This is a genomic window from Chryseobacterium sp. PCH239, from assembly GCF_018924625.1.
In the GTDB taxonomy this organism is placed as follows: Bacteria; Bacteroidota; Bacteroidia; order Flavobacteriales; family Weeksellaceae; genus Chryseobacterium; species Chryseobacterium cucumeris.
On the sequence record NZ_CP073027.1, the window covers coordinates 4,827,590 to 4,846,562 of the forward strand.

Annotated in this window: 16 protein-coding genes; 3 read left to right on the forward strand and 13 right to left on the reverse strand. The window is 29.2% G+C overall.

The window, feature by feature from the left end; all coding sequences use genetic code 11:
- Nucleotides 1–24 precede the first annotated feature (24 nt).
- Nucleotides 25–1,284 carry a hypothetical protein gene (locus tag KBP46_RS22200; protein ID WP_123279680.1) on the reverse strand — a complete coding sequence of 420 codons (1,260 nt, stop codon included), beginning with the start codon at nt 1,282–1,284 and terminating at the stop codon, nt 25–27.
- A gap of 1,617 nt (nt 1,285–2,901) precedes the next feature.
- Between KBP46_RS22200 and KBP46_RS22205 the strand changes: the two genes are divergently transcribed.
- From KBP46_RS22205 to KBP46_RS22215, 3 genes are all read left to right on the forward strand, one after another.
- The gene (locus KBP46_RS22205) at nt 2,902–4,485 is read left to right on the forward strand and encodes a hypothetical protein (RefSeq protein WP_216444201.1); all 1,584 of its coding nucleotides are present in this window, start codon (nt 2,902–2,904) and stop codon (nt 4,483–4,485) included.
- A gap of 4 nt (nt 4,486–4,489) precedes the next feature.
- Nucleotides 4,490–4,843, forward strand: coding sequence for a hypothetical protein (locus KBP46_RS22210; RefSeq protein ID WP_062674747.1), 354 nt, complete (start codon nt 4,490–4,492; stop codon nt 4,841–4,843).
- 174 nt (nt 4,844–5,017) lie between these two features.
- A complete protein-coding gene (locus KBP46_RS22215) occupies nt 5,018–5,395 on the forward strand; it encodes a hypothetical protein (protein ID WP_062674749.1) in 378 nt (125 codons plus the stop codon).
- Between the two features lie 602 nt (nt 5,396–5,997).
- Here KBP46_RS22215 and KBP46_RS22220 read toward each other — a convergent pair.
- From KBP46_RS22220 to KBP46_RS22275, 12 genes are all read right to left on the reverse strand, one after another.
- On the reverse strand, nt 5,998–7,092 hold the full coding sequence (locus KBP46_RS22220; RefSeq protein ID WP_216444202.1) for a hypothetical protein: 1,095 nt from the start codon (nt 7,090–7,092) through the stop codon (nt 5,998–6,000).
- Between the two features lie 20 nt (nt 7,093–7,112).
- The gene (locus KBP46_RS22225) at nt 7,113–8,900 is read right to left on the reverse strand and encodes an AAA family ATPase (RefSeq protein WP_216444203.1); all 1,788 of its coding nucleotides are present in this window, start codon (nt 8,898–8,900) and stop codon (nt 7,113–7,115) included.
- 128 nt (nt 8,901–9,028) lie between these two features.
- Nucleotides 9,029–10,063 carry a PIN domain-containing protein gene (locus KBP46_RS22230; protein WP_216444204.1) on the reverse strand — a complete coding sequence of 345 codons (1,035 nt, stop codon included), beginning with the start codon at nt 10,061–10,063 and terminating at the stop codon, nt 9,029–9,031.
- A 153-nt stretch (nt 10,064–10,216) separates the two neighbouring features.
- Nucleotides 10,217–10,918 carry a hypothetical protein gene (locus KBP46_RS22235; RefSeq protein ID WP_216444205.1) on the reverse strand — a complete coding sequence of 234 codons (702 nt, stop codon included), beginning with the start codon at nt 10,916–10,918 and terminating at the stop codon, nt 10,217–10,219.
- Nucleotides 10,915–11,826 (reverse strand): hypothetical protein, encoded by a 912-nt coding sequence (locus KBP46_RS22240; protein ID WP_216444206.1) that lies wholly within the window; start codon nt 11,824–11,826, stop codon nt 10,915–10,917. Before KBP46_RS22240 ends, KBP46_RS22235 begins: the two co-directional genes overlap by 4 nt.
- Nucleotides 11,823–12,167: a hypothetical protein gene (locus tag KBP46_RS22245; RefSeq protein WP_216444207.1), complete on the reverse strand. Its 345-nt coding sequence runs from the start codon at nt 12,165–12,167 to the stop codon at nt 11,823–11,825. The genes KBP46_RS22240 and KBP46_RS22245 overlap by 4 nt, the downstream gene beginning before the upstream one ends.
- A 93-nt stretch (nt 12,168–12,260) precedes the next feature.
- Nucleotides 12,261–13,364 carry a hypothetical protein gene (locus KBP46_RS22250; RefSeq protein WP_216444208.1) on the reverse strand — a complete coding sequence of 368 codons (1,104 nt, stop codon included), beginning with the start codon at nt 13,362–13,364 and terminating at the stop codon, nt 12,261–12,263.
- An 11-nt stretch (nt 13,365–13,375) separates the two neighbouring features.
- The gene (locus tag KBP46_RS22255; RefSeq protein WP_216444209.1) at nt 13,376–14,122 is read right to left on the reverse strand and encodes a hypothetical protein; all 747 of its coding nucleotides are present in this window, start codon (nt 14,120–14,122) and stop codon (nt 13,376–13,378) included.
- Between the two features lie 16 nt (nt 14,123–14,138).
- Nucleotides 14,139–15,761, reverse strand: a complete 1,623-nt coding sequence (locus KBP46_RS22260) for a hypothetical protein (protein WP_216444210.1) — start codon at nt 15,759–15,761, stop codon at nt 14,139–14,141.
- Nucleotides 15,762–15,840: 79 nt separating this feature from the next.
- Nucleotides 15,841–16,443: a DUF4468 domain-containing protein gene (locus KBP46_RS22265; protein ID WP_216444211.1), complete on the reverse strand. Its 603-nt coding sequence runs from the start codon at nt 16,441–16,443 to the stop codon at nt 15,841–15,843.
- A 1,070-nt stretch (nt 16,444–17,513) separates the two neighbouring features.
- Nucleotides 17,514–18,506, reverse strand: coding sequence for a hypothetical protein (locus KBP46_RS22270; protein ID WP_216444212.1), 993 nt, complete (start codon nt 18,504–18,506; stop codon nt 17,514–17,516).
- Between the two features lie 40 nt (nt 18,507–18,546).
- Nucleotides 18,547–18,888 carry a helix-turn-helix domain-containing protein gene (locus KBP46_RS22275; protein WP_216444213.1) on the reverse strand — a complete coding sequence of 114 codons (342 nt, stop codon included), beginning with the start codon at nt 18,886–18,888 and terminating at the stop codon, nt 18,547–18,549.
- Nucleotides 18,889–18,973: the final 85 nt, after the last annotated feature.

Consider the following 18,973-nt stretch of genomic DNA (forward strand, 5'->3'; position numbering starts at 1 on the left):
TCTGTTTTTATTTTACCTTCTTGATTACCATTTGATTTTTATTTTGGGAACTACTTTTTTTATTTCTTTGGCTACATTAGTTCCCGCTTTTCCCAGTTCGTTGCTTATGTTTCTGACCACTTTTACCGCTTCATGATTTTTCCCGGGGCCATATTGTAAATCATGCACGGTAGTATTCCATGTTTTGACGATATCGTTATTAGGGCCAAACTGACCTTTTAAAGCGTCTCCAATTTGATTTAGTCCTTTAACGATCGTATTATTTTTTCCGAAACATCCATTATCACCGCCAACTCCGTTTGTTAGACATTTATTTAATTCACGATAGGTTAACTGGCCGCCCGCACATCCTGCAAATGCATACGGCTGTCCTCCGGTGCTTACCGCGCACTCAACGGCTATCTGGGCTTCTGTATTCAGATTAAGTTTACTTGCTCCATAACACACGGCAGTTCCCATAAAAGATATTTCGCCACTGTTGGCCTGATCTTTAAAGCAGGAAACTAATTGCTTGAGTTCAGGATCATTGACTTTATCAGCAAAACAAAGGGGATACATTTCATAATTGCCGCCATATTCTTTATAGCACTTCAACATATCCTGAGTAATCTGCTTTTCTTTTGAACCGCCTAAAATACTCAGCATACAAAGACTCTGTTCCTCCATGGTTGCCGAGTTTTTGGCACATTTATAAATTTCAAGCTCTTTCTGACCAGCCATATTCGTTACCATACAATCCCCGAATTTCATCTGATTTAATGATCCGTCAAAATTCAAAGAATTCTTATAACAGTCTACGGCATTCTGCTCACTGGTCATCATGACATCCCCATAAGGTTTTTGCTCGTCAATAATCTGGGTAGGTAGCGGTCTTAGTCCTTCAGCGGTTTCAATTCCTATTTGATTATCATACGTAGGTTTTGGCAGATACATAACTGGCGGAGGAGGAACAGGAATATTGGAATAACCCACGACGCGGTATCCATATCTGTAATCCAGCTCTATAATGTTTTTATTGAAATCCAGGAAAAAAGCCTTTTGATAGGGAACAGCAGACGGTAAGCGCAGATAATTAATTCCGGTCTGATCATATACGGCCTGGCCTGCATTTCCCGGATTGCCATCCTGAACAATTACGCCCGTATTATACATCGTAAAAGACTGACCATAAGTAGTCAAAAACATCTGTCCGATTGGATAAACCTGTGCAAACAGGAAGGAACAGAAACTCATCAGTGAAATCAGCACACTCAAAATTGATAGTTTTTTAATAATTGCGTCCATGATACTTATTTTTGATAAAGTTACCGTGTAGACCATTACCAGGGAATTACCCTTTTTCGCTATTTTTGAAGTCTGTTATGCAAAGTCTCCTGATTTTGGAGATCGGACGTTTCAGGAAAGCAACAGGTGGGCTGAGTTTGGATGCTGATATAAAGATTGCTTTCCCCAATCCTTGCTCAGATTAATTTTTAATACTCAATCTTATGAATACAATTTTACAAATAATACTTCTTATCATTATATTTTCAAATTCAATATTTTTAATGTTGGAAAAAAATATATCGTCCTTTAAAATATTTAAATTAAGTTGGATTATCGCATTAATAGATATTTTAGTAATCTTATTCTTTTTTGAACTAAAGCAATCTATTATCCTTTATATTACCTTTACATCAATTATAGTTGTATTTACTTTAGGGCTAAGAAGTTTTGTAAATAGTTATAGTACTAATACGTTGCAAAATCATTATAATAAAAAACGACTTGTCAATTTCTTCGCCTATTTTTTACTCTTCTTTTTAGTGATGCTTACAATTGGCGTTATGAAAAATCTTTTATTTGATACACCTTTAGAATAAATAATTTAAAATTATAAAATATTTGTTTTGCAAAACAAAGTCAGTAGACTTCGGAAAGCGTGAGTTATGTGTGGATAGACTTAAATAAATTTAAAAAACAGCCTTGAAAGGGCTGTTTTTATGTTTTTGGATTTGAATTTTTTGATTGTGATAGAGGAAATTGGATCTACTTTCGATAACGGAAATAGTATTACAAGAATAACAAAAAGAAAAAATTAGTCTTTACTTTAATGTTGGTAGTATCAACGCTTTATTTTTGCACAAGAAACGGGAAAAGACAAAAAATGTGATTTACCAGCAAACTGTCTAGAACCTACGCCAGATAAGAAAATCCAATCTTTTTTGAAAAAAAGTCGATGCAACTATTGAAGACCTTAGAAAACATGTTGCACTAGATAATGACTGCAACGAAAGTGATGTTTTTTATACATTTCAGAACAGAAAGCAAATGGGATTTACGATTTATGTACAAATGGTAAGCTTATGAAGTATAAAAGGATGGGATCTGTGTTTATGAAAAATAACCAAACCCCTTTTGATGTACCAAAATGATGTTACATATACCACAATTAAAATTTAAACCGTACGGCATTTGGGATGATGTCTCATTTGTTTCGATACTGTTCGCGTATTTCATTTTGTATATCGGTTGCGCATATTACCTCATGAGATCTTTAAAACTCACCATAAATGCAGTCCAAAAGTATTTCAAAAAAGGGAAATGCTAAATAGCTCAAAACCTTTTTTTAATACGACATGTTTTGAAGTTGATGCAAAATATATTTGTAACAGTTAAGACGAGAAAATTTGCTTCAATAAATCTTTTTAATGTGAAAAATTTGTCTCGAATAGTTTAATTTTTAAATTTGCAAAAAAACAAAAATGATGAAACTCTTAAATTTAAGAGCAGATAATTTCGAGCTTGGTAATTATCTGCTAAAAAAGCATACAGGCTACAAATTGTAATAATATCATTAACAATAAAAATCTATTTGTCGTTGTATGTAAAGTACAAATGAGATAAAATTATTTTGAACAAATGAAAAATTTAAATCTATTTAAAATAGCTATTTTCAGCCTATTAGCTTTTACAACCTCCTGTCGTGAAGAACTTACCGACACATCATCTGATAAAACTAATATAATTGATCAAGCGGCTGTAAAAAATGGAAGATTATATTTTCCAAACAAAGAATCATTATCCGCTACTTACAAAAACCTAAAAAAAGAGAACCTTGAATCAGTTCAAAATTTTATTGACGAGAAAGGAATTGAGTCTTTAGTTCCAGTCATTACTCAAAAAAATGAAAATAAAGTTATTTCTGAATTAAAATCTAGAAAGATAGAATATTTAGAAAAAAAATCATCTCGTGCAATGAAGACAGTTTCGGTTTCTGACGAAGACATTTATGATGATATAGATGATCTTGAAGAAATTGTAGGTGATGAAGTATACTCTACTATGCTAAATGGAAAGGCTGAAATACAAGTTGCAGATAAAATATACAAATATACTGATGTTGGATTATTTGTTACAACAGAAGAAAATTATTCCAGGCTCGAAAATTATCTTGAAGTTAGAAAAATATCTTCTAATCTTTTAGTTCCAACTGAAACATCTACAAGAGATAGTTTCATCTCTGATAAAGCAAATGATGAATTGATCACTTTGCCAAATACTGATAATAAAATTAGCTATTTTAGATCATCTGTACCTAGAAGAAGTGGAGGCACTGGTGGTTTTACTGGTGGCGGCAGCACAAGTGGTAATAATGGTGGTTTTAGACCTCCCACTGTTCCTCAAGAGCCTTCAATAGCTTCAATAGTTGAAAAACTGCCAATTGGTGAAGTTAAAAAGCCATGGTTAGGAAATATTTTTGGAAAAACATGGACAACATATGATAAGTATGAAAGCAGAAGAAGAGTTAAAGTTAAATTCTATTCACAGAATTTATATCTTGTTTATGCGATAGGTTGCAAGGTTAAACATCAATATAAAGGATGGACTGGACTATGGAGAAAAGAAAATGCAGACCAACTGGGTATAGGTGTTAATTCAATCAAATGGACTTTTAACCACTCAATGAATATGAGTGCTCCTGCGGGAGTCCCTAAGCAAGCATACTGGTTTGGTAGCAATATGTACACCACATCGGATGGTATTTCCTTTACTTTTTCAAAAAACCAAAACATTCCGTCGTTACCATTTGCCTCTAAATTAGATGGGCTTATTCAGTTTACTGTTGATTTTACAGGTCTTACAGAAGAAAAATTGGATAAGTTGTTTTGGGAAACTGCATGGAAACAGGCAAATAATTTTATTGAAGGACAAAACAAAAAGCTGAATAGAGTTCTTTTTGTTGTAGATTCATATAGTGCATCATACGTACGCTATTACGATTTCAGCCAGATAGAAAACAACCAAGATGTTATCGAAAGAGTTTTCGATTTTGGGATTGCTTCTCCTCAGGTTACTTACACTTTTGGAGGAGGAACGGGGAATGGACTTGATGTAACAAGCTATAAGTGGAATTTTTCAAAACCTGATGCTGTAGCAGTTAGTATGTATGGAATAGCCAAGAAAAATGGAGCTTGGCATGGAGTAAAACTTAACGCTAATTAAAATTATGAAATATTTTTTTCTTGTATTTTTCCTTGCAATTACCTCTTGTATTTCAGATGAGAATTTAAGGTTACAATCGAACTCTAAATATCAAGGGAATTACATCGGAAACTTTAAGGGAGATTTATCTGGCGAAATAAAATTTAACGTATCTGATACAGGTAACATGGAAGGAACGATATATTATACTACTTCCAATATTTCTGAAAGTATATCAGGATATGTAATGATTAGTGGTAAATTTGATGCAACTACAAAAGCTGGATTAAGTTTTTCAGGATATTTAAATGATAAATCAATGAATGGTAAATGGACAAAAGGTAATCTCACTGGGAATTATGAATTTTATAAAAAATAATATGATGAAAAAAATATTTCTAATTTTATTAGTATTTACTGTAACCCTAATGTATTCGCAAGAAAAATCATCAATAAAAAATCATTCTTTGGAGTTCAAGCTGGACTTTTTGGTGCAAATGTCTATAATGAAGTCAATCTTTCTGAACAATTTACACTTAGAAGTGAGATCGATTTGAATGCGGGGATTTGGGGAGGAGATTTGTACTCTAAAACAGGTTTTGCATTAGCACCTGCTTTGTCCGTAACTCCCAAATGGTACTACAATATTAATCAAAGGCATAATAAAAGCAAGAATACTAAGTATAATTCCGCAAACTATCTTTCTGCAAAACTTGGATTCGTTCCTGATTGGTTTGTTATTTCAAATGTTGATGGAATAGAAGTAAATCCAATGATTTCATTGATTCCTACATGGGGATTAAGAAGAAATTTTGCAAAAAATTTCAATTATGAACTTCAATTAGGATTAGGAGTGGGTAAAATTTTAAAATCTGACTATTCACTTCAGGTAGTTCCTAATTTAAGTTTTAGGATTGGGTATGATTTTTAAAATCAATATAAAAAGACAGGCTTTAATTAGTCTGTCTTTTTTATAGAAATTAATCCTTTAAAGTTTTAAATACAACTAGGTTGCAAGTCATAATATTGAATATATTATTTAATTCAAATAAATATGCCACTCTATCTCTCTATTTGGATCCCATTTCATCTATTATGTTGAGATTTGAGATATACACCGCTCCGCAAAGTCTCCTGACTTTGAGTCAGTAATAAAGCTCCAAACTTCGGAAATTTCAAACGAAGGACTTCAATAAACAAAAAAAAACAGCCTAAAAAAGGCTGTTTTATATTTTGAATTTAAAATTCTTAAAATATGATAAAGAAGGTTGGATCTACTTCCCGATACAAAAAATAATTAATACTGTAAATCAGTTAGTTGTAATTAATAGGTACAAATAAGGTACAAAACTACTCAAAAAGTCAAAAAAATAACAAAGTAAAGATGAGGTTTTCGGGAATATCTAAAGTAAATATTCTCAAACATTTCGATCTTCAAAATTAAGTGCCTGTAAAATAATCAATCTATTTTTAAAACACTTCTATCTTCATTCATTTTGCTCATACAAAACTATTTCGCATTTTCTTTTAGAACTATAAACAACTAAAGATAGCCTCAACTTTAGCAACGTAATTCTCTGCTGTACTCTTATCAATAATGTCACTAGTACAAACACTATCACTATACGTATGTCCAGCACAGTTTCTCAAATCTAATATGTTACGATAAGTATTAAATAATCCTTCTGCTATATCATAATCCCTCCAAATACTTTTTAGATAATTTGAAAATGCTACCATTAAAGGAACAGAATTATAATTGTAAGCAACATTTGTTGTTGGAGATGTGTAGTAAAGCAATTCAAAAACCTGAGTTAATCCTCCAAATTTCCATTTATCAGGGTCAACATTCATGTAATTTTTCAGATTTAATATGTTCACTTTTTTACCTGTACTTATTTCATAGTTAGTATTATTATCAATAAGAGTCAGCCCTAAATCAGTAAATAACTGTCTAATTTTATTAATATAGTTTGTGTTATCACACCAGCGATTTAGATTAGTAAGACTGATTGTATTTTTAAAATCATTCATCCATTTTAACATTTCAAATTCAACTGCTCGACCATATTGTATTATAACAGGAGCAAAATCAGCATCTTCATCTAAATTGCTTAGCAGAAATTTACCTGTGGATAGATACTGAAGTGTTTTCGAATTGTCAATTTTATTTCTATCTACAATCGTCTCAATTTCTGTTAAATATTTTGAATAGTCGGTTTTAGCCGTATATTCATCAATTTTCTCTTCTTGCCTTTTTATGAGTTCTTGAAATTCTAATTCTTTATCCTTTTTCTCTTTTTTAATTTTATTAAATTGTTTTTTCAATTTATCTTTTCCCGAAGTTGTAGTTGCTAATTTTTCAGTGATTTCTTCCATTTTAGCATCATAATCTTCAATCGTTTTACTAGATTCTTTCAATTCTTTTCTTATTGTTTCATAATCTTCAATAAAACGATTTCGTTGAATATTTAATAAACTTAATTTCAAGTTAGTCTGTTCATCGAAAAAACCTTTTCCAAAATATTTGTCATAATCAATACTTCCATCTTCACCTATTTTTACATAACTGATATATTTATCTTTCAATCCTTGCCTAACATCATTGGGATGATTGAAATAATACATATTAACATTCTTTGAAGAAACTATTTTTGACCTATATATTCTTGGAACTTATAAATTAGATACTCGCTATGAGTTTCTATTAGGAATTGAATATTGAACCTAGAGGCAGCATCTATAAATAATTCAGCCATTTTTGCTTGTAAAGAAGGATGTAAATTGGCTTCAGGTTCTTCGATTAATAATGTTGAAGAATTAAAATAGATTGTTTGTCTATGAGAACCATCTTGATAATCAAAATCATATTCATAAGGTAATTGATGTTTATGAGCAATAATAGCTATCTTCATAATAATCGGTAGTAATTGAGATATTCCATACCCTAAGTCAACTAGAGGAGTTTTTGTTCCATCAAAATTGACTAAAAAAATCTTGGTCAAACCTATTGTTTCATCTCTAAAGACAGAAAGTTCTTTTCCTATTTTGAAGCCTTTTTGTACCTGTTTTCCTTCTTTATCCAATTTATCAATCTCTCCATTTCCAATCCAAAAGTTTACAAAATTTTCAATTTGGGGATAGTTTTTTAAATATATGGCAGAGAAGTCTCTTATAATCTGAATATCTTCACTATTCTGCTCATCTATAAACCACTCTCTGTTTCTGCCTCTTGTAGTTGGTAAAAAATAGATTTTGTTTAAACTATCAATTTTCTTCTGAACAATATCTGAAAAATCTTCCTCTATTGCTCTCAATAGATTTATGAAAAGTTGGCTGTTAGGGGTTGTTTCATAGGGGTTTTTAAAGAGATTTCGCAAATTCTTTTCTTCACTATTTTCCTGTATCTCTTCAGACTCCTTTTCTTTTAGTTCTGCATTTGCAATATATCTTTCCATGCCATCACCCATAAAACCAATAATATTATTTGTTTTGAAGCAATCTAAAATTTTGTATTGACTATTATCACGCCCTTGAAGAAGGTCGGTCATAATTTTTTGTTCAATTGTTGATAATTTTGACTTCTCATCTTCTGTTACTTCAGAATAATCAGAGAATAAACTTTTTCCTTTTTCAAGTTTTTCTGTAAAACCTTCGTAACCATCTTTTTTATTTTTGGAAAAAGGAAAGTCAAAAAAGATATCTTTATACTTTTCAATCCTACTAAATAAATCAATTGTAAAATAATCTTCAGTATTTTCATCAGGTTTAATTCCCTGCTTTATTTCTATAAAAGGTGTGTCTATGATAAGTTGAATGATTTTTTTCAAATCTATACTTGTCGAAATCTCCCAAGTAGGAGCGTCCTCATAATTATTCATAAGCCCGATAACATTCGACCAATGTAGGTATTCTCCATTCTTTACAATGGCAATATTTTTAATATTATGAGAAATTACTAAGTCTTTTTTAGTTCCATTTTTAGGTATAAATTGTGTTAACTCATACCTAACCTCCATATTAGCATTTATTTCTCGATTGTTTCCAAATTTTATTGGAAAAAAAAACACTAAATCTTCATCTTGCTCAAAAATGGGAAGTTCGATTAACTGGTCGTCATTTTTTTTATCAATATCCCAAAGTCTCGAATACATACTTTGACTATTTGGAATTTTTGAGTTCTTAAAAACTTCCATTGTAACTCGGTTAAAGACACGTTCAAGATTTCCAAGTTCATGTTTCATAGACTTAAAATCTAAGGTTTCTGAAACAATTCCATCTTTAAAATTATCAACCAAAAATTGTATTGCTTTGAAAACTGAACTTTTTCCTGCATTATTTGTACCTGTGATTAATGTAATGGGCGCAAATTCAAGGTTTTCTTTCTTAGTGAAAGTCCTAAAATTTTGTAAACCTAATCCCTCTAAGTTTGGCATTTTGTAGATTATTATTTTAGTTTAATATTTTTTATTGGCTTGTTTTCTTTGTGTCATCTTGAAATTATAACCCTTAGCCACAACATTTTGGATAATTAAATAAGAAAATCCGAGTTCACTAGTCATATTTAATATCCGAATTTCCCTTCTTTATTAATAAGAAAATCATTTATTTCTATCTCTTCAATTACATTATTTTTATAAACAGCACTTACATAGAAAACAGTTTTAGCGATTTCTGTTTTGTTTTTAATTGTATTCTCAAAGTAACCGTAATCGTAATATTCAAAATTAATTTTAGTATCTGCCCACCCAGTAAAATTTATTATAAAATCTCCATTTACCATTTCATAAATAAAAATATCTTCAAAATCATTAAAGTTTACACTAATTGTTTTAAAAGTATCTGCACTATCTAATTCTGTTCTCCATTCGAACCAGTTTTTTACATAACGAGGACTACTTTGGTCTATTTTTTCTCTTGCTATATCTGAAAGTAAACTTATATCAATATTTTCAGACAACCAATCAATATCAAATTCATCTATTTTCTTAGAGTGTTTTTCAGTAAATTCTTTAATGCTTTTGAAATAATTTACTTTTATATTAAGTTCATCACAATCTTTCTGCAAATCTGGATGTAAAATAGGGTTCTGTTTATTGTCTCCGAAATCAGTTGGATTATTACTAATAAATACTATCTGCTTTTCATGTGATTTCTCAGTATATTTAAGTAACGTAAGCCATATTATGCAATCTCTAAATCCTCTATCTTCATCTTTAAATGGCTTTCTTTTTTGTATTGCTCTTTTTATTATTTTCGGCAAAAAATCGTTATCATATTTAACTATTTTACTATTTGTAAGACCTAGTTTTCTTATTAACATCTTTATATATCTGTCAGACTCTTGCTCAATATTTACCTGCAATTCCTCAAAAAGAGTTCTATTTAACAAGTAATTTAAGTTCTCAGATGTCTTGGAAAGTGAATTTATTTCTTCTTCCAAATTTCTTTTATATAATCCCGTTATTTCTTCTAAAATGATTTGTGGTAAAACAAAACTTGAATCTGTTTTACTAAGGTAATCCCTAAGAATTGTAAAATCATTTGACTTTAAATACCAATCCCCTCTATAAATATTTGAATCTAAAACAATATCCATTTTTTAAATTATAATTTAACATTTATCCTTTTGGAAATATAAGTCTGTTACTACTATTTCCGTATTTACTTGGATCGACACTTTTCAATTTCACAACAACTAATCTACATTTTCCTTCTTTTAAGCTGTGTGTTAATTTTATTTAAGTATTTTTTATTTAACAGGAATAATTTTACTTTTAGTTTGTTTAATTTCAATAGGATTTTCAATTTTTACTCTATTGATATTTTCTTTCTGTTTTATGAATAGTATTAAAAAGCAGATTACTACAATAATAATTCCTGTTATATAATTAGCTATTTTGAAAGCTTTGTACGCGTGTAATAAATTTGAGCCTTTTACATTATTTATGTGAACAGTTTTATTTATTGAATACAAATAGTCTCTAACTAATTCCGAATTAAATTCTTCAATCGACTTATCTTTTAAATCAATAACGTTGGAAGGATTTGCGTAAGGGTATTTAAAATTTTTAATATTAAAGTTTTTTAATGCATTACTAATTGACAATAAGTACATAAAAAAACCACCAATTAATAACAATATCAATATTACTCTAACAGGAAAATACATATCATCAAATCGGTCAATTACAATAGGAATTATTAGCCCGACTAATGAAAAAACAATACTTGTTTGCGAAATTATTTGAGTCGTTTTATTTTCAACATAATTTAATCTGTTATTTTCTTCTTGTAGGGCTGAAATCAAAAATTCTTTATGTGCTTGTATTTTTTCCTTTTGATTACTACCTATTAAATCATAATCTTCGCAATTATAATCAAAAGGTTGTGGATGTTCTTCTATAGTAATTAAACCAAGACTTTCAAGAAACTCTTTTAATTTTTCATTCATAATAGTTCATCAATTAAGGCTTCGGAAATTTTCAAACCTGTTTCGTTTTCAATCCAAACCCATTGTCCGTTTGGATTAATTTCTAAAAAAACAAAATTTCCTTTTTTATCTTTTATAATATCTATAGCTCCAAATTTTAAATCAAGTTTTTTAACTAACTTAATACACATCCTCATAATATTTGCTGGAATTTCCGTTTCATAAAATTTTAACTTGCCTTTTCTCCAATCAATTTTAGCTACCTCATCTGTCTGAGAGTTAACCCCAGCTACAAATATTTTTTCACCTACAACTGTTATTCTTAATTCAAAATCTTTTTCGACATACTCTTGAAAAATACATGGTGTTAAATCAAAATTACTAAGGTTCTCAATATGGGTTTTATCAATTAAATTAGTGAAAATGTGTTCTAAAGAATTATTTTCGTTATGAATTATAGATTGCGATAAAGGCTTTACGATTATTTGACATGAATTTTGATTATAAAAATCTTTTATTTCACTATGTGAATTGGTTACAATAGTATTCGGGACGTTAAACCCTATTTCCTTTGCTAATTTTAATTGATATAACTTATTTTCTGCTTTATAAATTTGGTATGGTTCACTAATCCATTTTGCATCAATTAAAGCGAATAAATTTTTTAAAAGACTATCAAATTCATTAAGCAAATAATTTCTTTCGTGAAAGGGAATTGCAGATAAATCGGGAAGCCTTGTTCGCCTAAACCAAACCGATTTAAAATTTGACTTCTCATGTATTTTAGGTAACAAATCATTGCTAACAAGGAACTTACTTTTAAAAACATCTTCACAGTTTAACCTGTAATAGTCTATTTTTCTATCATTCAAAATATTAACAATATAATCAACCGTATAATCTTCTTTGTGAGTAATAATTAATATCATCTTACATCATCATCTGAAACTTCTTGAGAAACCAAAGTAATAGTCTTTGTTTCCATCATTACTTTTATAGTATTATAGTTGGCATCATCGTCCATACCTTCCTGTTGATATTGAGTTCTCGTCATTGTTGCCATCATTAAACCAATAAAATCATTATCAGAATCAGAAGTTTCGTTGTAAACTTTTGTAAGTGTGCTGGTTGATGAATTTAAAAATGATATTGCAGGACGTCCCGTTTGAATATCTACGGAAAGGTTTAATTTACCACAATATTTTATTTTTGAAAAATTAACATCTGTTTCTTTTGGGCTTTCTCTGAAAGATAGTATAAATGGATTCATATCAATATTTTTTTTGAATTTCAAGGTTTATAGTTTAATGCTAAAATACTAAAATTTGCGAACGGATTCTTTTATTAGCTCTAAATAAAATCATCATGATTTTAATATTAATTTACCATTTACTCTTTCAGCAGAAATCCACGGAATTTCATCTATTGAACGATTGATAGAGGATTTTGTAAAGTCTTCTAAACTTACATAGGTTTGAAGCTTTAAATCCGATACATATAGAGGGTAAGAATTTGAACTATTTTCAAAATTATAATTTATGTACAATGCTAAAACTCCGCTTTCGAAGATATTATTTGCGGTTTCAACAATAGGCTTTTTAATATTTCCTTCAAGATAGGCACATAAATAAACTCTTGCTGAATTTTTATCATAAAACTCAAAAGTTGAATCATGTAATAAAGCCATTATACAGAGAAGTAAATCATTTGAATTATCATTTATATCTTCAATATAGGACAAATCAATATCAAACAATTTTAGCACATTTTCAAATACTGTATTAAATTCATTATTCAAAGACTTTGCTTCAAAAACAGAATCGTAAAAAATAACACCTCGAATTACTCTTTGTAATCTATCAACAGTTTTTTTTATTTTTTCAGTTAATTCTAATCCTTGCTTTATTGAGTTTTCAAACTCTCTTTTATTTGTATTTTTCTTATTCGGTAAAAGCATAAGATTAATAATAGCTCTTTCTGTCTGTAAAGCTTTCAAATAATAGTAGCCATTAGTTTTAGAATAATTATCATCTAAATATTTTTTTGCTTGTGTTTTATTAAAACCTGTATATTTTATCAGATGGTCTTCGTGTATATCTTCCAATCCGTCACGATATAAAATATCAAAAAGCTTAGTTTCAACTTTATCAATTCCGACACCATCGAGCATAAAATCACTCAATTCATCTTCTGTTTTTATTTTAGATTGAAGTTCTTGAAATTCATTATTTTTAATACGTTCTTCAATGAGCTTCATTTTTGTGTATCTGTTATTTACTTTTCTGTGGAAAATACCTTGACTTCTCTTTGTATGAGCAACAAAATGAGCTAACTCTTTAATAAGACCTTCATATTTAAGGGATTCTCTTGCTGTTATTAATAGCGTTCTAATAGTCTCTTCATCAAAGCTTTGTTCTTTTATTTTATTTAAACTTTTTATTAAAGATTGTTTTATTTTTATTGACATTTAATTAAATTCTATGTTTTGTTATTATGCATCCAGGCTTCCCATTCATTTTCAATCGGGTATCCTAAATTTTGAAGTTTTTCATTAATGTTTATATAAAAATCATAATTACTGAAAGTCTCCGAACCAAGCCAAGCATTTAGTTCTTCATTAAAAGTATTAAAAAGCTCTTCATCATATCCTATAAGTAATTCAGAATATTCCGACGACTGATTTTTAATTTGTTGATAATATTCTTCCATTTCAATTTGTTTTAAAATTAATACTAATTGAAAAAAAGTAGTTATAACATCAATAGATGGTTTACTATTAAGTTCCTTGTTAATCTTAAACATCACCCCAAGTGTAATAAAATTTGGTATCAATGTTTCTCTAATCAACTTATCCCCGTAGTTAAGGTAAAATTCATTGATATTATAGCCTAACTTAAGAAAAAATGGAAACATCTTTAAATGAGCCAGTAAATTCTGAATATCAGATATACATTCAGTTTTAAATCTTGTATTATTTGATTTAAATATATCAATAATTGTGAATGTATCCACAAAGCCGTTAACATTACAATATATATGAAGTAATTCATGTGCTAATGACGACGGAGAAGGATCAGCATTATTTGCAACTATTTTAAACTTGTAGACTGGCTGAACTGCCCAACTATTAAAATTTGTATCAATAATGGAATCAAATTGCACTCCAGCAATCTTTAAATTATTGTAAAGCTCCGTGTTTTTTTCGTCTAAGGAATTTTCAATCATTATAATTAGTAAAAATTTATTTGAAATATGGGTATTTATACACTTTTTGATTACCATCCTCCAACTGCAAAGTTATATCAGGATATACATCTCTGCCTTTAATGTGATGTTCAAAATTTTCAATATCAACGGCTAAATAATTACTACAAAACATATAGAAAGTTGGTGTATTTATTAGGAACATACCTATCACTTTGTAAGAAGTAAAATCAATATCCTTATCATTATAAATTTTAATGAAATGTTGATTAACAACAGAAATATTACTGGTAACCCAATTTATCTTTTTTTGTAGTTGAGGTTCGTATTTGTTTACAAAATTTGTAAAATCCTGTCTATATCCAACCGCTTCATATCTTGCTTTATTATATTTTGAATCTGCTACAACAATTTCTTTTCTAACTTCATCAATAAATATAAAATCTATTTCACCACAATTAGCATTATCAATATTTATATTATTATTTGTTGAAGTTTTAAAACTCTTGATATTTCTTGCAAACAAAATTTTATTAGAATTAAAATAGTTTTCAATCCTATCTTCTAATAATTTATCGTGTTCGTTACCTTTTTTATTCATATAGCTTTGAAGACACTTTTTTTTCTCCCATTCCGGATTTAATGTATTCCATTGAATGGCATTTGTCACAAAAGCATAAACGGATTCTGAAAATTTATCTTCTGAGGTTAATAGCCGTTGTTCATTATTAATAGTATAAATTAAAAAAGGTCTATAAAGGAAACGCTCTGTAGAATAAGGCTTTAAAATTGTATCTATTAAAGACAAATTATTATCTCTTGATATAGATAAGCCTTTATAGATATTTTCAGCATCGTCCTTTGTTAAACTACTAAATATTCCCTTCAAATTTATAGGCAAAATGTATGGTTCAATAGTTTGGCAAGGGTTTTCAGAAAAATGCTTTTTTAAGAAAAAAGGAATTCCAAATATTTTATCGTAATCTATTCCATAACACTCTTCTATTTTTTGTCTCAATTCTGTAAAGCCACCTTCATCGACAACTCCTGTTTCATAAGCTTTTGAAAAGTAAGACATAAGATGGTTTTTAAGAATACCATAATTATTTTTCCAATTAATTATAATATCATTTTCTTCGAAACTAATAAAATATGCCCCATTAAGCATTCTATGATAGGAAATATTATCTGAGATATTATAAAGCCACATCCCAATGTAAAATAATCTTTGAATATTTTCATTGAATTGACTTGCTAAAGTAGCATCAAACATTCCCCATTGCATATCTACTTTACAACCCTGCTCAAGTATTATTTTTAAAATTCGTCTATATATAGCAAAATGAGATTCTTCAATTGATTCAAAAAGTTCTAATTCGCCACTTCTTTCCTTTAGCATTAATTTTAAGGAATCTTCATGTAATCTAAAAACATAACAGTAGAATTTGAAATTGTCAATATTGAAAACGATTTCTTCAAATTTTTTTATGAAATATAAAAAGCATTCGTTTAAACATTCATCTACTTTATCGAAATCTGTAATAGTAACAATTCCATATTTTGAAATCATTATTTGACTTAATTCATTCCAATAAATTTCTTTGTAGGGATTATATTCGTAAGTAAAGACAGCTTGACCTGCAATGTTAATTTTCGCCATAGGTTGGTTTAGTTTTGAATCAAAGTTAATTATTTTGCACAAAAAAGTCGGCTTAAAAACCGACTTTTATATTTTGCGACTACCAATCATTTTGTTTTGCAGTCTGATTCTGATTATAAATATAATCATACAAACTTTGATTCAAAGAATTAATATATCTTGCGATTTTTGGCATTGTATCTTTGTACTGGTCACGAACTTCTCCATTACTTTTAAAATTCATCCAACCTTTTTTAAATGTAATTTCGCTCCAACCTATAATATTTCCATATTTACTTGTCTCTGCACTTTCCAATTTCACAACATCAAACTTATATTTTCCATCCTTTACAGAAATTTCAATTTCATATCGTATATCTTCACAAATCACAACCATTGGTTTTCTGCAATATCCTTTTGATTCTAACCCCTGAAAACGGATATAATCATTTTCCACTTGCGCTTTTATCACTTCGTTCGGTTTGTTATAGGTCTTATTAATCCATTCAACTATTTTTTTATAAAGTTCTTCTCTTGCTTTTCCTTCACAGGGAATCACAATAAAATCAGTCAATTGTTGTTCGGTATTAACTATAAATTCTGTTGGTGGGGGTGTTTCTTTTGGATTTGCTTCCTGCGAAAATACATTGTTGGAAAATGCTAAAAATAATAGTGTGTAAAAAGCATAGTCTTTTCGTTTCATAATTTTTGTCTTTATATTATTGTTAAGTTTGAATTATTTTGTAAAAAGCAAATAAAGTATTTTGCACAAAACATCCCTATGGAAAACCATAATTGACAAAGGAATAATGTAAAATACTTTCATCGTTTTAAAAAGTTATTCTACCAGTTCCGAAAAGTAGAGGTTATCACAAAGCAAAGGGTACGGAACTAAAGCCAGTCTGCTACTGAGGTACTGCGAAGAACCCAAAAGACAAGAAAGACTTAGCCCGTACCCAGTAAGTAGGCACGGGCGTAAGTCTATCGAGTTTTGTCTTTTTGAAGATTCGCAGTTTTCAGTAGCCAAAACGATAGCTTACGCTTGTGTAATCGTTAAAATTAATTCTTCAAATTTAGTGTTTTTTTTAAGATTCTATGATGTTATAAAAGATAGTAGTATAATTCTCTTCTCAAGTATTTACTATTCCGATAATATTTGACCGTACTATAAAAGTAATATAAATACCATATTCGATTTTCAATCATGGCTCAAAATGCAGTTTGAACCATGTTCGATTTCGTGTCATGGCTCAAATTGTATTTAAAGTTCCAACTATTGTAATAATAGTTTTATTCATGAATAATTGTTTAAACAAAAAGCATAAGAATATTAGTTTTTATTTCGTGTATACGACTTAGTGACTTTTTTCGGCTGATGCAGTGAAGGTAAATTCGAATAAAGTCTTTATTTATAAGGCTTACAATTGTTTTTTATCGCCCGAAATGATTTGTAAAAAACATTTGGCTTTCTCCTCTTTATTATTTTTATAATTGGGTAATCTAAAAATGCGTTTTACGAAAAGAATATAACATTTATGTCTAGTTATTAAAGCTAGTAATTTTTTAAAATGCTTCAAAATTGAAACAAATCGTTTAAATCACTATAATTATGATACTTACAAGTATTTTTTTAAGCAAAAAACGCCTATACACTAATTGCTGTTTTTTGAGCTAATCTTCCTTTCATTAGCGAGATTTTTCGGACGTATTAAGGGCTTTTCTTTTAAAAACAAATATTTTTTTCTAAGGAGGGGTAATATGAAAATGTGCAGATTATCCGTTTATCTCTTTTAAGATAGTTTTTTCAAAACTTAAATTTCCTTTATTAATAGGATTTCCCTGTGGGAAATATGCACATTCTAACAAATCAATTAGCTTATCAATCATTTGCCCTTTTATTTTAGTATGTAGATTGCTTTTCCCTCTCAAAAGTTTATAGTATTTTTCTTTGTTTTCTCCAAATGTATTGCGGTGCTTTTCCGTTATTAATTGATACCAAAAATCCTTTTCATTCGCCTTTTGAATAAATTGCACCTCAGCAGTTGTTAAGCTGCTTAAATCAGATTTCTTATTGATTAACAATATATGTTCCCATTCAGTTATAATTTCCTGCCCTAATTTTTGGTAGGTTTCGGGTTTAAATAAGTCTATTGCGGTATTTATTCCGTATTTTTTAATATTTGCACTCTTTTTACTTTTCACCTCGAAACGAAAGGTATTTGCATCAATTTCGGGAGCATTTAAAACTTCATTGCAGTGCAGACCTTTGGCGTATGCCTTTATTTGTTTGTATTTCGTTGCATCGGTAATTTTAAAATAGGGGATTTCAGAATTGGGAACTATAAATGAGGTTTTCTTACTATATAAAATACAATTGATGAGGTTTTTAATATCTATTTCGGGAATAATATTTAAACCAAATTCGATATTTACTATTTTCAATAAGTCGTACTCATAGGGTTCTATCCCTAAATAGGTTAGAATATCGAATATGGTTTTAATACAGTTTTCAGGCGTGAAATCGTTTCCATTGTGTTGGTAATTATTAAAATGATAGTGAGGGCTTATCGAAATTTCCACATGATGAAAACCTATTAATTTGCCATTTTCAAACACCTTTCTAAAATCTAACCTCATCAATTTACCATATTTACAAAGTCCTATATAATTATTATTTCGGTGTTGGTAATGTTCAAAACTCTGCACATCTAAAAGTCGGCTTATTATCGTTTGGCTTTCGGTGGAAAATTTGATGTGATCCATCATTCTAATCATCTTTTTAAGGTCAATAGATTATCTATTGTCTTCAATCTTTTTTAGAATTTGATAAATACATTTCTGCTTCTGCATCAATTTCTACGGAAGATTTTCTTTTACCAGCTTTTAGATATTGTATAAGTTCGGTTCGGGAAAAATACAGACGTTTGCTTCTCTTCATTACAGGAAGTTCACCTTTTGAAACTTTACTATACATAGTAGGTACAGTAAGATTCAAAAGTTCTCCTGCTTCTTGAATATTTAAAAGTTTTTCGGGTTGTTGGATAGACTGTTGCTCACTTTTATTGATTAAAAGTTGTTTTAGTTCACTAACTTCTTTGGTTAGCTTTGTTACCGCTTCGGGCAACTGTTCAAATGTTAACTTTTCCATTGCTACATATTTTTTGTAAAGCTGTCGCAAAGGAATAAAGCAAAGAATACCCCCATCAATATCCTTTTAGTATATGGGGCATATT